The organism is Methanomassiliicoccales archaeon (genome assembly GCA_036504055.1).
GTDB lineage: Archaea > Thermoplasmatota > Thermoplasmata > Methanomassiliicoccales > UBA472 > DASXVU01.
This window is the reverse complement of the sequence record DASXVU010000038.1, coordinates 16,481-35,196: the sequence shown is the minus strand read 5'-3', so window position 1 is coordinate 35,196 and position 18,716 is coordinate 16,481. Positions and strand designations below refer to the sequence as shown.

At 57.3% G+C, this 18,716-nt stretch carries 13 protein-coding genes; 6 read left to right on the top strand and 7 right to left on the bottom strand.

Translation table 11 applies throughout. The features are described from left to right. Positions 1 to 196: 196 nt before the first annotated feature. Complete coding sequence (locus VGK23_09370) at positions 197 to 1,309, bottom strand: glycosyltransferase (protein ID HEY3420749.1); 1,113 nt, start codon at positions 1,307 to 1,309, stop codon at positions 197 to 199. Positions 1,310 to 1,543: 234 nt separating this feature from the next. Next, positions 1,544 to 2,581, bottom strand: coding sequence for an MtaA/CmuA family methyltransferase (locus VGK23_09365; protein ID HEY3420748.1), 1,038 nt, complete (start codon positions 2,579 to 2,581; stop codon positions 1,544 to 1,546). Positions 2,582 to 2,755: 174 nt separating this feature from the next. On the opposite strand from VGK23_09365, the gene VGK23_09360 reads away from it, so the two are divergent. From VGK23_09360 to VGK23_09335, 6 genes are all read left to right on the top strand, one after another. Next, positions 2,756 to 3,718 carry a hypothetical protein gene (locus tag VGK23_09360; protein ID HEY3420747.1) on the top strand — a complete coding sequence of 321 codons (963 nt, stop codon included), beginning with the start codon at positions 2,756 to 2,758 and terminating at the stop codon, positions 3,716 to 3,718. Continuing rightward, the gene (locus tag VGK23_09355; protein ID HEY3420746.1) at positions 3,718 to 4,398 is read left to right on the top strand and encodes a hypothetical protein; all 681 of its coding nucleotides are present in this window, start codon (positions 3,718 to 3,720) and stop codon (positions 4,396 to 4,398) included. The genes VGK23_09360 and VGK23_09355 overlap by 1 nt, the downstream gene beginning before the upstream one ends. Before the next feature lie 110 nt (positions 4,399 to 4,508). Beyond that, positions 4,509 to 6,458 (top strand): hydantoinase/oxoprolinase family protein, encoded by a 1,950-nt coding sequence (locus VGK23_09350; GenBank protein ID HEY3420745.1) that lies wholly within the window; start codon positions 4,509 to 4,511, stop codon positions 6,456 to 6,458. Positions 6,459 to 6,544: 86 nt separating this feature from the next. Further along, positions 6,545 to 8,962, top strand: a complete 2,418-nt coding sequence (locus VGK23_09345; protein ID HEY3420744.1) for an AAA family ATPase — start codon at positions 6,545 to 6,547, stop codon at positions 8,960 to 8,962. A 57-nt stretch (positions 8,963 to 9,019) separates the two neighbouring features. After that, positions 9,020 to 10,390 carry a nucleotide sugar dehydrogenase gene (locus VGK23_09340; GenBank protein ID HEY3420743.1) on the top strand — a complete coding sequence of 457 codons (1,371 nt, stop codon included), beginning with the start codon at positions 9,020 to 9,022 and terminating at the stop codon, positions 10,388 to 10,390. Continuing rightward, positions 10,390 to 11,328: an SDR family oxidoreductase gene (locus tag VGK23_09335; protein HEY3420742.1), complete on the top strand. Its 939-nt coding sequence runs from the start codon at positions 10,390 to 10,392 to the stop codon at positions 11,326 to 11,328. Before VGK23_09340 ends, VGK23_09335 begins: the two co-directional genes overlap by 1 nt. A gap of 511 nt (positions 11,329 to 11,839) precedes the next feature. Here the strand turns inward: VGK23_09335 and VGK23_09330 are convergent. The 5 genes from VGK23_09330 to VGK23_09310 all read right to left on the bottom strand — a co-directional run bounded on the left by VGK23_09330 (position 11,840) and on the right by VGK23_09310 (position 18,331). Further along, entirely contained in the window at positions 11,840 to 12,661 is an 822-nt protein-coding gene (locus tag VGK23_09330) for a universal stress protein (GenBank protein HEY3420741.1), read from the bottom strand. A 127-nt stretch (positions 12,662 to 12,788) separates the two neighbouring features. Beyond that, complete coding sequence (locus tag VGK23_09325; GenBank protein HEY3420740.1) at positions 12,789 to 13,256, bottom strand: zinc ribbon domain-containing protein; 468 nt, start codon at positions 13,254 to 13,256, stop codon at positions 12,789 to 12,791. A gap of 49 nt (positions 13,257 to 13,305) precedes the next feature. Next, positions 13,306 to 13,641, bottom strand: coding sequence for a hypothetical protein (locus VGK23_09320; GenBank protein HEY3420739.1), 336 nt, complete (start codon positions 13,639 to 13,641; stop codon positions 13,306 to 13,308). Then, on the bottom strand, positions 13,625 to 14,515 hold the full coding sequence (locus VGK23_09315) for a 4Fe-4S binding protein (protein ID HEY3420738.1): 891 nt from the start codon (positions 14,513 to 14,515) through the stop codon (positions 13,625 to 13,627). The genes VGK23_09320 and VGK23_09315 overlap by 17 nt, the downstream gene beginning before the upstream one ends. An 81-nt stretch (positions 14,516 to 14,596) precedes the next feature. Then, entirely contained in the window at positions 14,597 to 18,331 is a 3,735-nt protein-coding gene (locus tag VGK23_09310; protein HEY3420737.1) for an Ig-like domain-containing protein, read from the bottom strand. Positions 18,332 to 18,716: the final 385 nt, after the last annotated feature.

Sequence of the window (18,716 nt, the reverse complement as noted above, 5' to 3'; positions counted from 1 at the left end):
GGGTTGGCACCGTTTTATAACCGCGACCGATATATCTGAATCAGCTATGGCATTAAAACATTAACTATGAAAAAATCCATTTTTGTTTTCCTCAGGACCGGATCCTTGATCCAGAATGGCAGGCAGCATGCATACCCCTCGACCAGCTATCCTTTTTGAACGGAAGGACCCGGGACAGTCCCGACACGGTGAGCGATCACTTCTTCAAGAGTTCCTCATAGACCGATTCGTGAGCCGGCCCCATCTGCTCGGCGGTGAACTTCTTCTCGACCTGCTCCCTCCCTTTGACCCCGAAATCCTTGGCCAGGGCCGGATCTTCGATTATCCGCAGGATAGCATCCGCAAGCGGCTCGACGGATTTCGCCGGGACAATGATGCCGGTGACGTTATTGACGATCACTTCCGGGATGCCGCCGACATCGGTGCCGACGCAGGGCAGGGATAAAGCCATCGTCTCGACGAGAGCGTTGGGGAACCTCTCTGAGAGCGAGGGCATGACAAAGACCTGGAATGACCGGATGACCTCTAGCCGCTTCTGCTTTGTCGTGTTTATCCTCACATGTTCCTCTAGGCCCAATTCCTTCACCAATGCGCGGAGGTTGGGTTCTTCCGGCCCCTCACCCTGGATGACCAGGTAGACGTTCTTGTCCGTCCTTCGAACGAGGTCTGCGAAGGCCTGAATAAGATAGGATTGCCCTTTGGTATCGCGGAAATCGGCCACGTTGCCGATCACGACGGCCTCTGTTGGAATGCCGATGAGCTTCCGGTAGTCTTGACCCGATTCGATCGTCACCGAATCGATTTGCTTCAGATCGACGCCGTTGTAGATGACCGTTATCTTGTTCGCCGGGAATCTTTCCACACTTACGGTGAGGTCCTTGACCGCCTCGGAGTTGGCTATGATATAGTCCGTCAGCCTGTTCCGGATCTTGTCTGCGGTCAGGTACTGCGTCGAATTCACCCAATGGGGAAGGTTCCTGCGTGACCCGATGAAAACCTTGATCCGGCAAAGCTTGACGACCAGCGGGTCAATGTAGGTGGGTCCGTACTTCAACGAATGGACCAGGTCGAACCGTTCTCTGCGGAGGAAACGTATCGCCCCCAGGACTTCGCCCGGCCGCGGACGTAGCCGGCGCTGGATCACGGTGGCTCCGGCCTTCCTCAGCTCGTCCCCTGCTGGACCCCATTCCCCTTCGCACCAAACGGTGACTTGGTAGTGCTCCTTGTTTATGCTCTTGACAAGATTGAGCAGGTATGCCTCCGACCCCCCGGTCCTGAGGCAGGCGATCATATACAGGATCTTGGTCATCTTCCCCTCTATCTGTAACGGTAAAGCGACTAAAGTAATAAGGGTTGCACCGCTTAGCCATTGTTAATCCCCTTGATAATTAAATATCGATCGTTCTTTGTCCGGTGGGACCATTTTTTCGGTAGGTGTGATCTGCCCAGCTCTGTTGGAGCAGATGGAGATATCGAAGATCGATGAATTTTCTGGGGAAGGTTTGACTGTAAGCCTTGTGGGTGCCTGTAATTCTACTCTGACCTATCCCCGTTCACAGGGGCTCTGTTTTGCCGTTCCCACCATTGCCCTGATATTTCGGGTCGGCGTCCTCGGAGCTAGACCACATCCGGGCGACAGCACGTCCACCCCGGCCCGACAACACACTATCGATTCGTTCTCTACGGTTTCCGGGGTCCCAAAAAGCAGAGCTTCGGTAGGACTCACGTTACCGATCAGCGCCATCCTCCCCTCCAATGCCTCCTTTACCTTCACCAGGTCCATGCACTGGTCCACGCTCAAGGCCGTGGCCCCCGACCCTTTTATCGACGGGAGCAGGTGGTCCGTATGGCCGCAGATGTGCAACACGGAACGGGCACCTCCGAATCGGGCCCTTAGGGCCATGCCAGTCTCCGAAGGAAGGGCGTGCTCCTCATATTGCTGAGCGCTCAGGATGTCGCCGCTGGCGGCAGCATCGTTCATGGTTATGACATCCGCGCCGGCTTCTATGGCCGATACTACGTACATCTGGTCGAACCGTTCCGCTTTCCTCACCAGCATGCGGACGAAGGCGGGGTCCCTAACTAGGTTCATCAAGGTCTGCTCGACGCTTAGCAGTTGGCAGGCCAGCATGAACGGTGCCACGATGCCGCAGATCACCGGGACACCCTCCATCCTAGAGGAGAGCTGGTCCACCGCCGACAGGACCGCCTTCGTGGCCTTACCGGAGGCGGGCTCCACGATCTCCAATAATTCCAGGTCTTCAAGATCGTTCAAAGCCACGGTGCGGATGGAGGGTTGACGGTCGACCGCCTCCCGACCGGTCTCGGCACCGAGTACGCTGGCCTCTACGGTCACATCGAATGGTACCCGCACCCCCTCCAATCCGGCGATGTCGTGGGCCGCCCGGCTCAGGCAATACATCTTCCGGGGGTCCCGAAAGGCCTCCGGCCAAAAGCATCCGCTCTGCTCCATCAGCTCAACGGTACCGGTCTGGAGCGGGCTGACGCAGGGGATCCGGTCCATGGGATCCATATCGAGGGCCCGCAACAGGCGTGCTCTTTCGTTCAGCTCGGACCTCATCATCGCACCCATCGACCTTTAGGCATGTCGGAGTTCATCCCCTTTGCCATCGGCCGGGTGTAGAGGCTACCAATGTCCCGAAGAACGAAACATCGTCCAATCGGACATTGGAACGAAAGATGAGACTCAGCCAATCAGGTATAAGACGGAAGAAGAACAATCCAAAACGATAACATGCGACCCAGCATCAAACGCATCGGCACCAGGATACTTATCGCCAACCTATTTATGATCCCTGCCTTGATCGTCTTGATGAGCCTTACCACGGCAAACGTCGAGGCTGCCAGCCTTTCCGGGACCTGGACCTCCAATGTTGCCGGGAAAGGATACGTCCAGACCAGCAACGCCATTGACACGAACTCCGATGTCAAGTTGGTCCTGTCCCAAAGCGGGAACACGGTGAGCGGGACCATCACGACCACCTGTTCCTATTCATATGCTCATTCGACTTCCTTGGGCACGCAAAAGCCAGCAATCGGTTCGAAGGAAACCAACACTGTGACCGGAACGTTGTCCGGTTCTACTCTGACTCTAATACGTTACACACCTGCATCGTCGGGTACGAGTGGCGGGGTGCCCTGGACCTCCCCGGCCTTCACGATCACATGGACCCTCTATCAGAGCGGGAATACGTTGACCGGCAGCGGAACATATGTCGTCGCCGGAATAACCTACCACTACACTTTCGATCTGGTCTCTGGAGACGGCGCTATGGGATTGAACCTGGGAAACGGTTCGGTGGCCGTTCCGTCGATGATAGCCATCGTAGGGGGCGGAATGTGCCTGGCGGCTTCGTTCGTGCCCCTTCCCAAGGGCAAGGTGCCCGGAGGGTCTTCCTACAACGGCATCGCTTACAGCTATCAGCCGAGTGAAGTGGGCATCACCGGCGGGGATTCTGGCGCGCCTAACGACCCTACATATCAGGGCGGAGCGGGCCTTCAATACCCGCAGGACTATGTCAACGGCGTTCCGGTGAGACCAAGATACTGGCAGTCCCAACAGCATGGACCAGTCTGCCCGTTCCATGGCACGATGTGCAACGCCAATTACCTGAATTCGGAGGATCCCGGAGCTTGGTTCTGTCCGAGATGCGCCGAACAGGGAAGGGGATCGGGTTTCCCATGGGGGCGTAAGTGATGGACGGCCAACCCACCGATTATCGGGCGTTCCGGAGAGGCATGACCAGCCTTGAATACGAAAGCGTTGAAAAGATCTACAGGAACGCCCAGAAGCAGGCGCGGCCATTCGGGTTCATGGCACTGATCTTCGCGGCCATCGGGATCGTCAACGGTTACGGGTCGTTGGACATCTCAACCTCAGAGGGAATGATAACGATAATGATCTTCCTGATCGGGCTGGGAGCCTTCGGATACTCTGGATACATGTTCCGTCTTCGCCGAAAGATCTCCGAGGTCAAAAGATCGGGAGAGGTCACGGTCGTCCAGGGGAGGGCTTATATGAGCACAGTGAGGGCGAATGCCGCGGCCGTTATGGTGGGGCCGCTCACCATAAGCGTCGGAAAGGGAACGGACTACGGGTTACTGGAAGGATCGACCGCAGAGATCGCCCTGGTCCCTAAGTTAGGAGGTGCGTTGGTCTCGATAAACGGAACCGTACCGACCCATCCCATCAAAGTCCATGTGCCAGCCGGCCTGGAGGAGAACGCCTCATCATCACCGCCAGCCTATCCCATACCGCCTAATGCCATAGCCGATAAAGGACCCGACCAGGCAGCGAACGGCTTCAGCTTTTGCCACTCCTGCGGAAATCCCACCGCCGGGCTGGCGTTCTGCTCTAACTGCGGGACCAAGCTTTGATCCGAAACCCTTTTCTTGGGATCCGATAGGAAGGCGATCATATCTCCTCGCCTTCCTGACCCCTTTCTAAACACTATATAGCTCGATGCCGATTCCACCGAGGTGGTGAAATGAACCTGGGACTTGGCATCGATACTGGCGGTACGTTCACCGATGCGGCGGCCGTCGACCTGGACACCATGAAGATAGTTGCCCAGGCGAAGGCCCCGACAAGCTATGAGAACCTGTCGATCGGCATCTTGGCAGCCATGGACCGGGTCATTGCATCACCCGGTATAGCCATCGACGACATCAAGATGATCGGCCTCTCCACCACCCTGGCCACGAACTCTTTGCTTCAGGGGAAGGGAGGCGAGGTCGGTCTGATCGGGATCGGTTGGAAGCCAGAGCCGGAATGGAATCTCGGCTGCAAACATTCGCGTTTCATTAAAGGGGGCGCGGACTCCATCGGCAGGATCGCCGAGGCCATGGACATGGGAGAGCTGGGCCTTGCCATAGATGAGGTCAGCGAGGGAGTGGATGCCATCGTCGTCTCCGGACTCTTTAGCGTCTGCAATGGAATGCAGGAGATGGCCGCCCGGGATGAGGTCCTGCGTAAGACCGGGCTGCCGGTCATAATGGGCCAGTCCCTGACTATGGACCTGGGCATTCATGAAAGGTCGGTCACGGCCATCTTGAACGCGAAACTGCTACCGGTCATAAACGGATTCCTTGATTCCATGGAAATGTCCATCAGATCCCGCAGGATCGATGCCCGGATCTTTGTTTTCAAAGGGGACGGCGGGCTCATGGGCATGGAGAATGCCAGGGAGAGGCCGGTCGAGATGGTGCTGTCCGGTCCCGCAGCCAGCCTCATGGGCGGAAAGGCCCTGGCCAACGTGTCCAATTGCATGGTGGTGGACATGGGCGGGACCTCCACCGACATCGCGGTGTTGGATGAGGGCTTTCCCCGTCTCAATAACGAGGGTGCCGTCGTAGGGAACTACCGCACCAGGGTCAAAGGCATAGACATATGGACCTGCGGCCTGGGTGGGGATTCGGTGATACTCGCGGATAACCGCGGCGATGTCACCATCGGACCGGAGCGGGTCGTTCCGCTGGCCCTGGCATCGGTCATGTACCCCTTGCTGTCGGTGAAGGTCGTCCAGGAAAACGAGCTGAACCTGTACCTCCCGAACACCTCGACGTTGCCGGAGGCCCTCTCCCCGAAGGAAAGACAAACGCTGGAGTTTGTAATGGGTAACGCGCCTTGCACGCTATACGAGGCAATGAAGGGCTGTCCGGACATCCCGGTGGTCGAGTATGTACTGGATGCCCTTCGGGCGCGGGGGCTGGTGATCAGGACGGGTCTGACGCCGACCGACCTGCTGCACTTCGCCGGCAGGTATCAGGTGGGAGATGCGCAAGCCTCCCGGGCCGGCGTCGTCCAGATGGCCGGACGGATGTTCATGACGCCGGAGGAGCTGGCACCGCTCCTGCTGGACCTCGTGGTGACCCGTGTTGGCGAGGAGATCATCAAGAAGGGCCTGATCGACGAGGGCGGAGAGATCCCGAAAGGCAAGGGCTTCGGCATGTTGCTCCGGTCCTCGGCCGGTCATGGGAACCTGGGAGGGATCGCGTTCAGGGCAAGACCGGACCGAACCATCGTCGGGATAGGGGCGCCCGCTTCACAGTTCATCAAGCCTTTAGAAGAACGGATGGACTGCACGGTGATCATCCCGGAGGGTCATGAGGTGGGCAACGCGGTCGGAGCGGTGTGCAGCCTGGTGACGGAATCGGTGACGGTCCAGGTGTTCCTCCGGGACGACAAGTACCTGGTGTTCGCACCGCTATCCTCCCCCATGCAGTATTCCCACCTGGGGGAAGCGCTGAATTCCGCACGGGCGTCCGCAGAGCACTATGTGAAGGAGAAGATCAGCACCCCGTCGGTCGAGGACGTCAGGGTAAGGGTGGAGACCTTCGAGAAACGGTTCTCCGACGGATATGGACAGGAAAGCAAGTTCGTCAATTGGGTCGATGTCAGGGCGACCGCAACGGCAAAACCGAAATTAAGAATGTGAAGAATATCTCGTCATTTTTTCGCACCTTATCAAAATCGGGGGGCTCGGGAAACCATAAAATACTTCATAAGATAACCCCTATCTTTATGGCGCTTCAAGAGAGGGAGAACACCTCGTTCGTCGGAAGGCGACGCGAGCTGGACGGCATACTCAGCGGTCTATTTGACCGTGTATCCGCCCGCCCCCAGATGATCGCCATATCAGGACCGGCTGGTATCGGCAAATCGCGCCTCGCAAGAGAGGCATCCAAGATCGCCGAGTCCAAGGGTTTCACGGTCGCCACCATCAGTTGCGGTCGCGATTCTCCGTTCCCTTACGCTCCTTTCCGAGGACTCGCAGAGAGGTTGAAGAGGATACCGGACTCCCCGCCCAGTCCCTTCCAGGATGAAAGGGCCATCAGCTCCAAGGACGGGATCCTGTTGTCGTGGGAATCATTTCTTCTCGGCATCTCCCATCAGAGACCGGTCCTCGTGGTGCTCGACGACCTGCAGAGAGCCGATTCCCCCTCGGTGAGGCTTCTGGATTATCTTCTTCGCTCCGGGGAGAAGGATGGACCGCGGTTCATCTGTACGATCTGCCAGGAAGAGGTGAAAGTTGACGAGGAAGGCCGCTCCCACATCAGCGATTTCCTATCGAACGCATCCCTGGACGGACTGTGCCGCCCCATAGAGCTGGGCGAGCTCACCTCGGAAGAGGTAGCCCAGACGATCTCCGGAAGATTCCAGCCCAATCTGCCCAAGAACATGGTCGACAAGGTGGCGAAGTCAATTCGCGGAAACCCTCTGGTGGCCATCGAATCGACGAAGACGGTGGCCGTCAACACCGTCATGGAACTTCGAGACGGCGTGCTCCGTTCCGGCGAGGTCACCAATGTGCCGATGACCTTGGGAGATGCGATCAGACTAAGGACGGACATGTTGAAGGAACCGGAAAGGCAGATGCTCTACCGAGCCTCGTCGTTCGAACCGGGGACGGACGTCTTCGCTTTGGCCAAATCCATGGGGATCAGGCCAGACGAGGTTACCCGGATGATCAGGGACGTGAACAAGAAGAGCTCCTTGATGGACTGCCACGGCAGCCAGTTCAAATTCTCACATGAACGTGTCCGGAGAGCCGTCCAAGACCTGATCCCCGAAGTTAACAGGAAGGATGTGCACCGATCGGTGGCCATGGCGATGGAGGCTGAAGGCTACCGGGAGGAATGCTTGGGTGAGATGTCCAGGCAATTGCTGTTGGCAGGAGACAAGGACCACTGTGTCAGATTCTCCCTCCTTGCAGGCAGGATATGTTCCGTTTGGGGCGCCCATCCAGAATCCAAGATATATTTCCAAAGGGCCCTAGACCTGGTGGGCGAATCCGGCCGCGCAGAGGCTCTCCTCGAAGCCTATGAGGGGATAGGCGATGCCAACTTCGGACAGGGACGAAAGGCCCGCGCCCTGGACTGCTATGATAGGGCGATCAGGAGATCGGCCTCGTCCGACCGGGCACGTCTGCTGCGGAAGAAATCCACCTGCAGCAAGAACAGGACATCTGACAAGGGGAACGACATCTCTCTTTCCCTGGTGCTCCAGGCGCTTATCGAGTCCGGTGACGATTATGAGACCGCCGAATGCAAGAGCAGCATTGCCGGGGCCCTCATGGCCAAGGGTGAGCTGGAGGACGCGGAGAACCTTTGCCTGGCGGCGATGAAATCATTCAAGGACCACGGAGCGGTGGACCGGTGGGCCAAGGAAATGATGCAGTACGGCGATCTGCAACTGAGGCAGGGAAAGGCGGATCTGGCCATCAAGACCCTCACCCATGCTATCCGCATCGCCCAGGAGAATCCCAATTTCGCCAACGAGGTGGACGCCAATGAGGCGCTGGGCATCGCCTACCTGTGCAAGGGCCAGGTGGAGAAGGCCATCCCGGTGTTCGACCATTGCATGGACATCTCCAGGCGGTCCGGGGACCGCATGCGCACCGAGATGATCCAGTTCGACAAGACCTTCGCGTTCGACCTGGCCGGTGACATCGCCAAGGCCAGGGAGATCGTGGCGGAGGCCAGCAACGAATCCCTGAAGCGGGGTGCGGGCACGCCGTGGCAGAACGTGGTCATGGCCCACATCGAGCAGCGCGAAGGAGATCTGGCCAAGGCGGAAGTATTGGCCGATGCATCGCTCAAGGGCATTGAGGAGATAGCCTTCGGACAGCCGGCTATCGGGACGTTGGCAGTGGCGGTGAAGGCTTCGGTACTGAGCCGCAAGAAGGAATACGGCAACGCCAATCAGTTATTCCAGAGTGCGATCCCGAAGTTCCGGGGGACGAGGTTCGGGCCGCTTTACGAGGCCACCGTCCATGCCTGGTATGCGGAATCGCTCTCCGAACAGGGTAAGATGGAACAGGCCGTCGACGAGTTCCGAAAGGCCCGTAATCTGTTCGAAGGATTCGGCAACTCGCTTTCTACCAGCCACATCGACGACGACATCGATACGCTGAGCGCTAAAATGATAGCCAGACAATAACGCTGTTTCATGTTAGCGGGCAAATGTATATCCATGTCTCCTTTTATTCACTAAATGATGCCGAGCAGCAAAAAGGATTCAACACGCAAGGGCAAGGATCTGAAGATCGCAATAGTCGGTTTGGGCTATGTGGGCCTACCCACGGCCGTGCTGTTCGCAGAGGCGGGATTCAATGTCACTGGATGCGAGATGAAGAAGGAATCCGTAAGCCTCATCAACGACGGCATATCCCCCCTCACCGATCTGAATCTGGATGAACGAGTGAAGGATGTCGTGTCCAGAAAGAAATTAGTCGCCACCAGCGATACGGTGAAGGCGACCAAGGAGAACGATGTCGTGATCATCATCGTCCCGACCCCCACCAAGGAAGGGGAGGAACCGGACCTCAGCTATATCGAGGGAGCCGGAAGGGACATCGCCAAGGGATTGCAGAAAGGCAAACTGGTGATCCTCGAATCGACCGTGTACCCGGGCGTCACCGAAGGAACGCTGAAGCCTATCCTGGAGGAGTCTGGACTGAAGGCCGGTGTGGACTTCGATCTGGCCTATTGCCCGGAGAGGTACAACCCCGGTGACCCATTGCATACCATCGACAAGACCCGGAGGATCGTGGCTGGCATCAACCCCCGCTCCACCGAGACGGCCTTGTTCCTTTACAATCACATCACCGGCGAAGGAGTGGTCCCGGTACGCAACATCAAGACCGCGGAGGCGGCCAAGATCATCGAGAACACCCAGCGTGACCTGAACATCGCTCTTATGAACGAGGTCGCGATGATCATGGAGAAGATGGGACTGGACGTCATGGAGGTCATCAATGCCGCGGCCACCAAGTGGAACTTCAACCGGTACTATCCGGGAGCAGGTGTCGGAGGCCATTGCCTGCCCAAGGACCCGTACTACCTGGTCAAGACCGCGGAGAAGCTGGGATACCATGCCCAGATCATCACTGCCGGGAGGAAGATCAACGACATGATGCCGCATCATGTGTTCCTGCTGCTGAACAAGGGCCTGAACTCCATCGAGAAGCCGATCAAGGGGTCCAAGATCGTGGTCCTGGGCGTCAGTTACAAGGAGAACGTGGGCGACACCAGGAAGACCCCCTCGCTGAAGCTCGTGGAAGAGTTGAAGTCGATGGAGGCGGAAATAGTGACCGTCGATCCATTCGTCACCGCCAAGGTGGTCAACCACGAGTTCGGGATACCGGAGGAGAACCATATGGATGATCCGTACAAGGCGCTCAAGGGAGCGCAGGCGGTGGTGTTCATGGTGCCGCACCAGAGCTTCAAGGAACTGGACCTCAAGAAGGTAAAGAAGCTCATGAAGCCGAACCCGGTGTTCGTCGATGGCCGTAGGGTCTTCGACGCGGAAGAGCTGAAGAGCCTCGGGTTCATCTATAAGGGCGTAGGGGCAGGAAGGGACAACTGATGCAGCTGGAGAGCATAATCGAAGGCAAGCGGGTCTGCGTCACCGGCGGTGCGGGCTTCATAGGCTCGAACATCGCCCAGGTCCTGGCGAAGAAGAACGATGTGACCGTCATCGACAATCTGCTGACCGGCCACCGCTCGAACCTGGACCACATCGAGTGTAAGTTCATAGAGGGAAGCATCAATGACCTGGACAAGCTCAGGGAGGCCTTCACCGGGGTCGACTATGTTCTCCATCAAGCCGCCCTTCCGTCGGTTCCGCGCAGCGTCGAGGACCCTATGCCGTCCAACCTGAACAACGTCGAAGGCACCTTGAACGTGCTCATGATGGCCCGCAAGTGCAACGTGAAGAAGGTGGTGGCCGCATCGTCCTCTTCGGTATACGGGGACACCCCCGTGCTGCCGAAGGTCGAGACCATGATGCTGACCCCCCAATCCCCTTACGCCGTGACCAAGATGGCGGCGGAGCAGTATTGCCGGGTCTTCTGGAAGAACTACCGGATGCCCACGGCGGCGCTCCGTTACTTCAACGTATTCGGACCCCGGCAGGATCCCAACTCGCAATATGCCGCAGTCATCCCGAAGTTCATCCAGCTGGCGAAGGCGGGGAAAAAGGTCATCGTCTATGGCGATGGAGAACAGACCAGGGATTTCACCTATGTCCTGGATGTCGTACAGGCCAACCTCAGGGCGGCCGTGGACACGGAATCGAACGGCGAGGTCTTCAACATTGCCAGGCAGGAGCGCATCTCGCTCAACGAACTGGCGAAGATGGTATTCGGTCAATTGGGCAAGAAATGCCAGATCGACTACCAGCCGGAAAGGGCCGGGGACATCAAGCACTCGCTCGCTGAGATCACCAAGGCCAAGACGCTGCTGAGATACAAACCTGAATTCACCATCGAGCAAGGGGTCGAGAAGACCATCGCCTCGATGTAAACATCAGCGATAGAGCAGGGCAAAAAGCAATGGACGTCAGGATGTTCGGTTCTCGCTGACGGATGATATTGCCCTTTCAACGATCCTCAATGATGGAATAATGATAGACAGGATGAAATTCCGCCAGGCCGGATCCAAATATCTTAGGACTCGATGCAACGGCCGGGGACGGATCAGGTAACGACCGATCTCTCTCGCCGGATGATAATAAAACGAAACGATGGCCCTTAGCATTATTTTGAATCATCCAATAATGGCAATATATTAATAGATAAGATTTCTTTGATTTCGTTAGAGGCTAGGATCGATGAACTCCAGCCGACACCGGAGAGTTGGTCCTGCCTCCACTTTTGACCCGTGCTTCAACATGAGGCGGTATCGATATGATCCTCAGATGATCATTGAATGGATCGCGGGATCTCATGAAGAATATCCATGCGATATCGCGATGTCTGGCAATGACCCATTGCGTGATGCAGGCAATCACCTGCAAAAGCGAATGGGCGGGATCTCAGCAAGGGACCAGCAATAGGTTCGTCGGTGATTGCCGGATGAGGTCCTCGGTCGTGGTCCCCAAAGCGATCTTGCGCCACACCGACTTGTTCCTGACCCCCATCAATATGACCCCGGCGCTTACCTCGCGGGCAGCCTCCATGATGTTGTATGACGGCGTACCGAAATGGATATGGGTGTCCAGTATGCAATTCGGTGTCTTCAGCCCGTTCATGATACGGTCGAGCTCCTCCTTGACCTCGCGGAACTTCAGGTCGTCGCCGACATCGTGCTTCGATGAATGTATCACATGGAAGATAGTTGCCTTTCTCATGCCGGCCTCGCCCATCTGCTGGGCAATACCGGATATCTCTTTGGTGCCGTGGGTTAGCTCGAACGCGATCAGGGCGGAATCGAGCATCCCGCATTCCCTCAGGCCTTCCTTCTTCAGCAGGGGGAACTTTCCCAATAGGACGGGGATCTTCGATTTGCGTATGACCGCCATGGACACCGAGCCGATCAACAGTTCCTTGGCCCTTCCCTTTCCGGTTGAGGCCATGGCGATCATGGTGGCCTTCTCCCTTTTCGAGACCTTGATTATCATGGTGGCTGGATCGCCGTTCTCCTTGATCGTCCGCGTCGGGATGCCGTCCGCCGTGATCGTCCTCGCGAACTCGTTCATACGGCGCTCATCGTAGGCGTCCGCCGCCCTTCCCTTGGGAACGGCGTAGAACAGAATGACCTCCTTGGCCCCATACTTCTTCAATTGGGCGATGCAGTCCACCATCAGGTCGGACTGATCGGAGAAATCCAGGGGGAGGAACACTCTCTCAAACAACATCAGAACGCACAATACATGCTGGTATGCATAATCCTTTCTCCGGAGGACGTAGATTATGAGCGCTCGGAGGAGTATGCCGTCCATCCAAGTCCGGTCCGAGCATGAAAGGTTCTGAAGATCAAACCTCCTAGAAGTAAATGCTGACGATCAGGACGTAGACCACGAGTCCGAGGAAAGCGGACCCGAGACAATACTCGGCCTCATTCCTGGTCTCACCCTCTGGATCCTTCTTCCACATCAGCCAGATGAGGACGCCGGCGGGCGGGACCAGGAACGTCAGCGCATACAGGACCAGCATCCTCCAGCTTCCGGACGGCTCTTCCTTTTTCAGCCCTTCTCCTTGATGATGGCCGCAGTATGGGCAATAGGCGAAGGAGGCATCGATATCGGCAGAACACCTTGCGCATCTCTTCTCAGTGTTGGGATGATACTCGATCTGGGGGATCTTCATGACCCTCAATCCCCGACCGCAGTAGGGGCAGAAGTCGAACTCGCCCGCCACTTCCTTTCCGCAATGGGGGCATTGTTCGGGGCCTTCCTCGATCGCTTCCTCAGACGTTTTCATTTTCGTCGATGAACGCTGTTCATTTGCCATTTGATCACCTTGTAGCGAAGAGCTGATCCTTCATATCGTCCGATGGTCCTCATGCTGGATCCTGGTTTTCCGGAGAAGGTTCCCCTTCATCGTCCGGATCCTCGACCTCGATCATCTGGGATCGAATGAAGGCCGGGGGTTGGGGCGGGTCATTTCCGGTAAGCTTCGCGATGGCGCATTGAAGCTTCCATCTCACCGACGTCCCGAACTTGAGGGCTATCACTGTCCCGAACATCAGCGGCGAAGCGACGAAGCAGGCCCCTCCCAGAGGGCACGAGCCGCAGATGATGCCGCACGGGGCCGCAGCCAGATAGGACAGGGGTGCCGCCGACGCCGCCAGCGCGAAGGACCAATAGCCGCTGAGCCGCTCACTCAGTCCGGTCATGCTTCCTCCTCATCCGGGTATACTTGTAGGCCTTGAACGTGCATGACTTGACGCATTCCTTGCAGCCTATGCAGAGCGATTTCTCGATCGTGCCATCCTCCCGGATGGCCCACATCGGGCATTTCGTTTGGCACCGCTTGCAGCCCCGGCACTGGTGCGGGTCGAACGCGATCCCTAGCGTGCCGACGGCGTTGCCGACCTTGCAGGCCAGGCCGGAGGCCGCGCCCAGCGGGCAGAAGAAGAGGCACCAGCCCCTACCGCCGACGAAGAACAGCCCTCCGATCACGATCCATGCGATCAGGGTCAATATTATCCCGCTGTTCCATGGGTCGATGAACGGCCCTCCGCCGAACAGCAGGTACGAGACGCTCTGGGTGATGTACTCGGGGCAATACCGGGCGGTGACCCCGCCGAACTGGTACTCCACCGAGCGTAGGCCGATGAAGAACGCCACCAGCAGGAAACCGGCCAGGAACCCATACCGCAGACCGACCGTCACCCGGGTGTTCTTCACGAACAGCTTATATCGGTCCGGTATCGGGATCAGCCTGCTCAGCCCTTCGGAGATGCCTCCAATGGGGCAGAGCCATCCACACCAGATCGGGCTGGCGAAGAACGCCACCACCACGACGATGATGAAGAAGAACGTGGCCGTCCAGTAATCGATCAGGAAGGGACAGCTCTTGCTGAGCCAGATCAATGGCATGCGGAAGCAGACGGTGTGCACGCTGGCGACCAGATCGCTTCCCATCAGCCAGTATACTGCGCGGCTTACGAACGCGAACGGGGCTACGAAGAGGAAGAAACCGGCCAGGATGGAGAGGTACCTCCACTTGTGCCGTTTCAGCACCTTCAGTCCTTTATTCAATTTCATATTGACAACATCCTCTGGTCTAGATCATTTTCGAATCTATTGCGTTCAAATCAGGTCATTTCACTGGGACGAGGCGGCTCCCTACTTCACTTCCTCGCTGGCCTCGGTTTCGTTCTCCAGTGTCGCCGGTTCCTTTCCCTTCCTGATCCAAAGCCCCTTTCTGAGGCCCTTGTCCTTGTGGCTCAGCTTCAGCACCAGGGCCAGGACGGTGATTATTATCAACGCCTGCATGATCAACAGGTCCACGGCGCTTAGGTGCAGGTCAGGCCCGCTCGATTCCCCGCCGGAGCCGCTCATGCCGTTGGCTATGTTCAGGTCGAACACCTTGAACCATCGGAGGCCTGAGGTGGTGACCGCGGTCACGTTCAGCCTATGGGGACCGTCCGGGACCAGTGTCGAGTCCATCGAATATTCGTATGGAACCCCGGTCACGTTCCCGGTGACGTTGCCATCCAGGATGAACAGCACGTTCCTGATCGCTTCCCCGGACGTTATCGTCGGGGCCAGATCGATGATGCCCGTTCCGATCTCCGGCAGTGTAAGGTCGATGCTGACGGTGCCCGGTTGAACGTTCACGGTCATGTTCCGGTAGCCCATGTTGCCATTGGCGTCAATGGCCGATGCCTGCAGCTCATGGGTCCCGACGGTATAGTTGGAGGTGTCCCACAGCCACAGGTAGGGTGTGGCGTTAAGGCTGGAGATCATCTGTCCATCCACCTTCAGCGTGACATTGCTGACCGGCTGGAGCGAAGAGACCCCGACCGAGACCGACGTCGGCCCGCTGACGTTGGTCCCGTCGGCAGGTGAGTCGATCGTAACGACCGGTCCACTGTTGTTCACCGTAAAGAGAACGGTGCTGGCATTCACCTTGCCGTTGGCATCGGTCGCCTTTGCGGTCATATTATGGACCCCGTTGGAGAGCGTTCTGGAGTCGAAGCTCCAGACATACGGCGACGCGGTCATGTTACCGGACGAGGCTCCGTCCAGAGAGAACGCGACGGATGTGACCGGGGTCGACCCGAGGACCGACACCGCCACGCTCGCATTCCCGAACACGGTGGAGTTCTCTGACGGACTGGTTATCACCACGATTGGGGGAGAGTTGTCCATGTTGACCGTCATCTCCACATAGGAGGTCAGACCGTAGACGTTCGTCGCCGTCAGGTTAAGATTGTGCCCTCCGGCGGCATACGTGTTCGTATCGATGCTCCAAGTGTACGGGGACACGGTCAAGCTGGAGATGATGTTCCCGTCGATTCTCAACACCACTTCCTTGACCGGATCGACCGACGTGACATTGGCCGTGACACTGATCTTCCCACCGACGCTGGTATCGGTGGGAGAGGCAAAGGTCACCGACGGGGCCATGTTGCCCACCGTCACGGCGATGCTCTGCGATCCGCGCTTTCCGTTACCGTCCATCGCCACTATGGTGATGTTATGGACCCCGTTGGCCAATTTGGAACTGTCCCAGGTCCAGGTGAACGGGGCAGCGGTCTTGTTGCCGACCTGTGCTCCGTCGATGTTCAGGGACGCATAGCGTATCGATTGACCGGTCACGGTCGCGTTCACGAAGAACGTCCTGACCAGGTCCTGACCGCTCGTAGGCGAGGTGATCTGCACCGATGGCGGCGGGTTGCCCGTCTGCACGGTGATGAGGTTGTACCCGATCTTACCGCCCGAATCGGTGGCAGAAACGTTCAACGCGTGCTGACCATCGACCAGGGTGGCGGTGCTGAGCGTCCAGGTATAGGGAGATGCGGTCTTTTGACCGATCACCTTCCCATCCATGGTCAGCACCACGTTGGTGATGGCCTTCGCCGAGGTGACCTGGGCGGTGACGGTGACGTCACCCGAGATCGAGGCGCCATTCGTCGGGTTCGTTACAGTAACGACCGGGACCGGCACCGCCGTTCCCGAGTTGTTGAACGTTACCACGATCTGGCTGGACGCTTTCCTGCCGAGGGAATCCATCATTTCGACCAGCAGGGTGTGCTGGCCATCAGAATAGCCCGTCGATGCGATCGACCAGGTATACTGGGCGGCGGTCTTGTTGCCGATCAGTTTCCCGTCCATGGTCAGCCTTACCCACGACACGGTCGCGCTGGACAGTGCGTTGGCTGAGACCGTCATGGTGCCCTTGATGATCGCCCCGTTCGCCGGCGCGGTAAAGGTCACCGAAACGGGAGCATTGTTCACCGTCACGCTGATCTGCTGCCTGGCGATCCTGCCGGCAGAGTCGCCGCCGACCACCGACAGAGTATGCTGACCGTTGGCCAGGGTGAGCGTGCTAACGCTCCAGCTGAATGGCGCCGCCGTCTTGTTGTTGAACAGTGCACCATCGACGTACAGTGAGCCGAAGGTCACCGTCTGTGCGCTGGAGATCGATGCGGCCACGCTTGCCGTTCCGGCCATTATCGCTCCGTTAGCGGGTGAACTGATGACGACCGCGATCGGCTGGTTGTTGTAGGTCACCGATATCTGCCTGTAGGATTTGCTCCCGAGGGAACTGGTCGAGGTGACATTGTAGATATGCTGACCGTTGGCCAGGTCGTTGGTGTTGACGCTCCAGGTGTAAGGGGCGGCGGTCACCGCCCCCTTCGAAACGCCATCCACCTTCAGCTCCATGTTGGTCAATGTCTGTCCCGCCGGAGGCGTGCCTGAAGCGCTGACGGAGACCGTCCCGCTCACGGTGGCACCGTTGGTCGGCGAGGTGATTGTCACCGATGCTGGATCGTTGTTGACGGTCACCGATATCTGCGCCGTGCCTTGCTTGGCGTTCGAATCGGTGGCGGCCACGAGGATCGTGTGCGCTCCCTTCGCATAGATGGCGGTATTGACGCTCCACGTGTAGGGAGAGGATGTCTTGGTGCCTACCGACGTCCCGTCGATTGAAAGGGCCACAGAGCTGACTGTGGCCGTCCCTGATGGTGTTGCCGTCGCGGTGATCGTGGCGGTCCCGGTCAGAGTGGCGCCGCTCGCCGGCGTCGTGATCGATACCGTTGGTGGCAATAGGGCGGCATTGCTGACGGTCACGCTGATCTGGGCATAGCCCTTCCGGCCAGCACTGTCGGTGGCAGTTATGTTCAGGGTATGGGCTGCGTTCGTGTAGCTTGCCGAATTGATGCTCCATGTGTACGGAGATACGGTCTTAGCGCCGACGGATACCGAATCGACCTTGAGGTCGACCGATGATATTGAAGCACCAGTTCCGGCGGTCGCCGTCGCTGTCACGGAGAAGGTGCCACTTACGGTAGCCCCGCTGGCTGGTGCGGTGACAGTCACCGTAGGTGCACTTACCACGGCGGCGCTGGCTACAGTGAAAGTGAGGGGCGCGGCCGCGTCCTTATAGTTGAAGGTCGGGCCCATGTAGGCCCTGGCATAGATGCTGTAGGTCCCAGCGGCGGCCGGTGCCTTCATCGTCCATGCGAAGCTGGCGCTTCCGCTGTATGATTTCTCGTTGTAGTTGTACGTCGTGCCGGATGGGTCCGTGACGATGGTCCAGCCTTTGTCGGCCGGTGCAGTTCCGGACGATCCGCTGAGGGCAGTGAACAGGGCTATGCCCGCTTTACTACCACTCCCACCCGAACCGGATAACGACGCCGTAACGGTGATCTGCTCGCTTGGAGCAGGGTTAAGCTTAGAAGCGGTCACCGTTACGGTGTTCGATGTGCTCACGATATTATGAGCAGAGCAGCTATTGGCTTGGAGGTTCTTGTTTCCAACACCTCCGGGCGAACCAAGGACAGGGGCGATCATGGCTGCTGCCAAGATCACCGCCCCGACCAGGACTATGGCGATCAGGTTCCTTTTCAATGAAATACCTGATAACGGTGTTTTCTTAATCATTAATAAACGTTTTGTTTTAGGGTACGAATTAAACGAATGTAAAATATAAAAATTTAGGCCAGTCTGTATTACCATATTAATCAGTTATTCATATGTAAATAGAATGCACGTAAATATTAAATAATTATATTCATATAATGATATGGGAACAAATGAACGGGATCTAAATAATCGTTTGATCTTGATTTTTCTACCTATCATGCAAAATTGGTTCGATTGTATGAAACCCTTCTACCCAGTAGTTCGAATGAAATATGATGGTGACCAATAAATCATGCCTTGAAATCGCATTATTAAAATCCTGGTAGGAAATTAATATCTATGTTCATCAATATCTGCGACAGTTACGTAA

Bases quoted from the DNA above. Each gene is read 5' to 3' on its own strand.
- VGK23_09370 (HEY3420749.1), bottom strand. From the start codon at position 1,309: ATGACCAAGATCCTGTATATGATCGCCTGCCTCAGGACCGGGGGGTCG.
- VGK23_09365 (HEY3420748.1), bottom strand. From the start codon at position 2,581: ATGAGGTCCGAGCTGAACGAAAGAGCACGCCTGTTGCGGGCCCTCGAT.
- VGK23_09360 (HEY3420747.1), top strand. From the start codon at position 2,756: ATGCGACCCAGCATCAAACGCATCGGCACCAGGATACTTATCGCCAAC.
- VGK23_09355 (HEY3420746.1), top strand. From the start codon at position 3,718: ATGGACGGCCAACCCACCGATTATCGGGCGTTCCGGAGAGGCATGACC.
- VGK23_09350 (HEY3420745.1), top strand. From the start codon at position 4,509: ATGAACCTGGGACTTGGCATCGATACTGGCGGTACGTTCACCGATGCG.
- VGK23_09345 (HEY3420744.1), top strand. From the start codon at position 6,545: ATGGCGCTTCAAGAGAGGGAGAACACCTCGTTCGTCGGAAGGCGACGC.
- VGK23_09340 (HEY3420743.1), top strand. From the start codon at position 9,020: ATGCCGAGCAGCAAAAAGGATTCAACACGCAAGGGCAAGGATCTGAAG.
- VGK23_09335 (HEY3420742.1), top strand. From the start codon at position 10,390: ATGCAGCTGGAGAGCATAATCGAAGGCAAGCGGGTCTGCGTCACCGGC.
- VGK23_09330 (HEY3420741.1), bottom strand. From the start codon at position 12,661: ATGTTGTTTGAGAGAGTGTTCCTCCCCCTGGATTTCTCCGATCAGTCC.
- VGK23_09325 (HEY3420740.1), bottom strand. From the start codon at position 13,256: ATGGCAAATGAACAGCGTTCATCGACGAAAATGAAAACGTCTGAGGAA.
- VGK23_09320 (HEY3420739.1), bottom strand. From the start codon at position 13,641: ATGACCGGACTGAGTGAGCGGCTCAGCGGCTATTGGTCCTTCGCGCTG.
- VGK23_09315 (HEY3420738.1), bottom strand. From the start codon at position 14,515: ATGAAATTGAATAAAGGACTGAAGGTGCTGAAACGGCACAAGTGGAGG.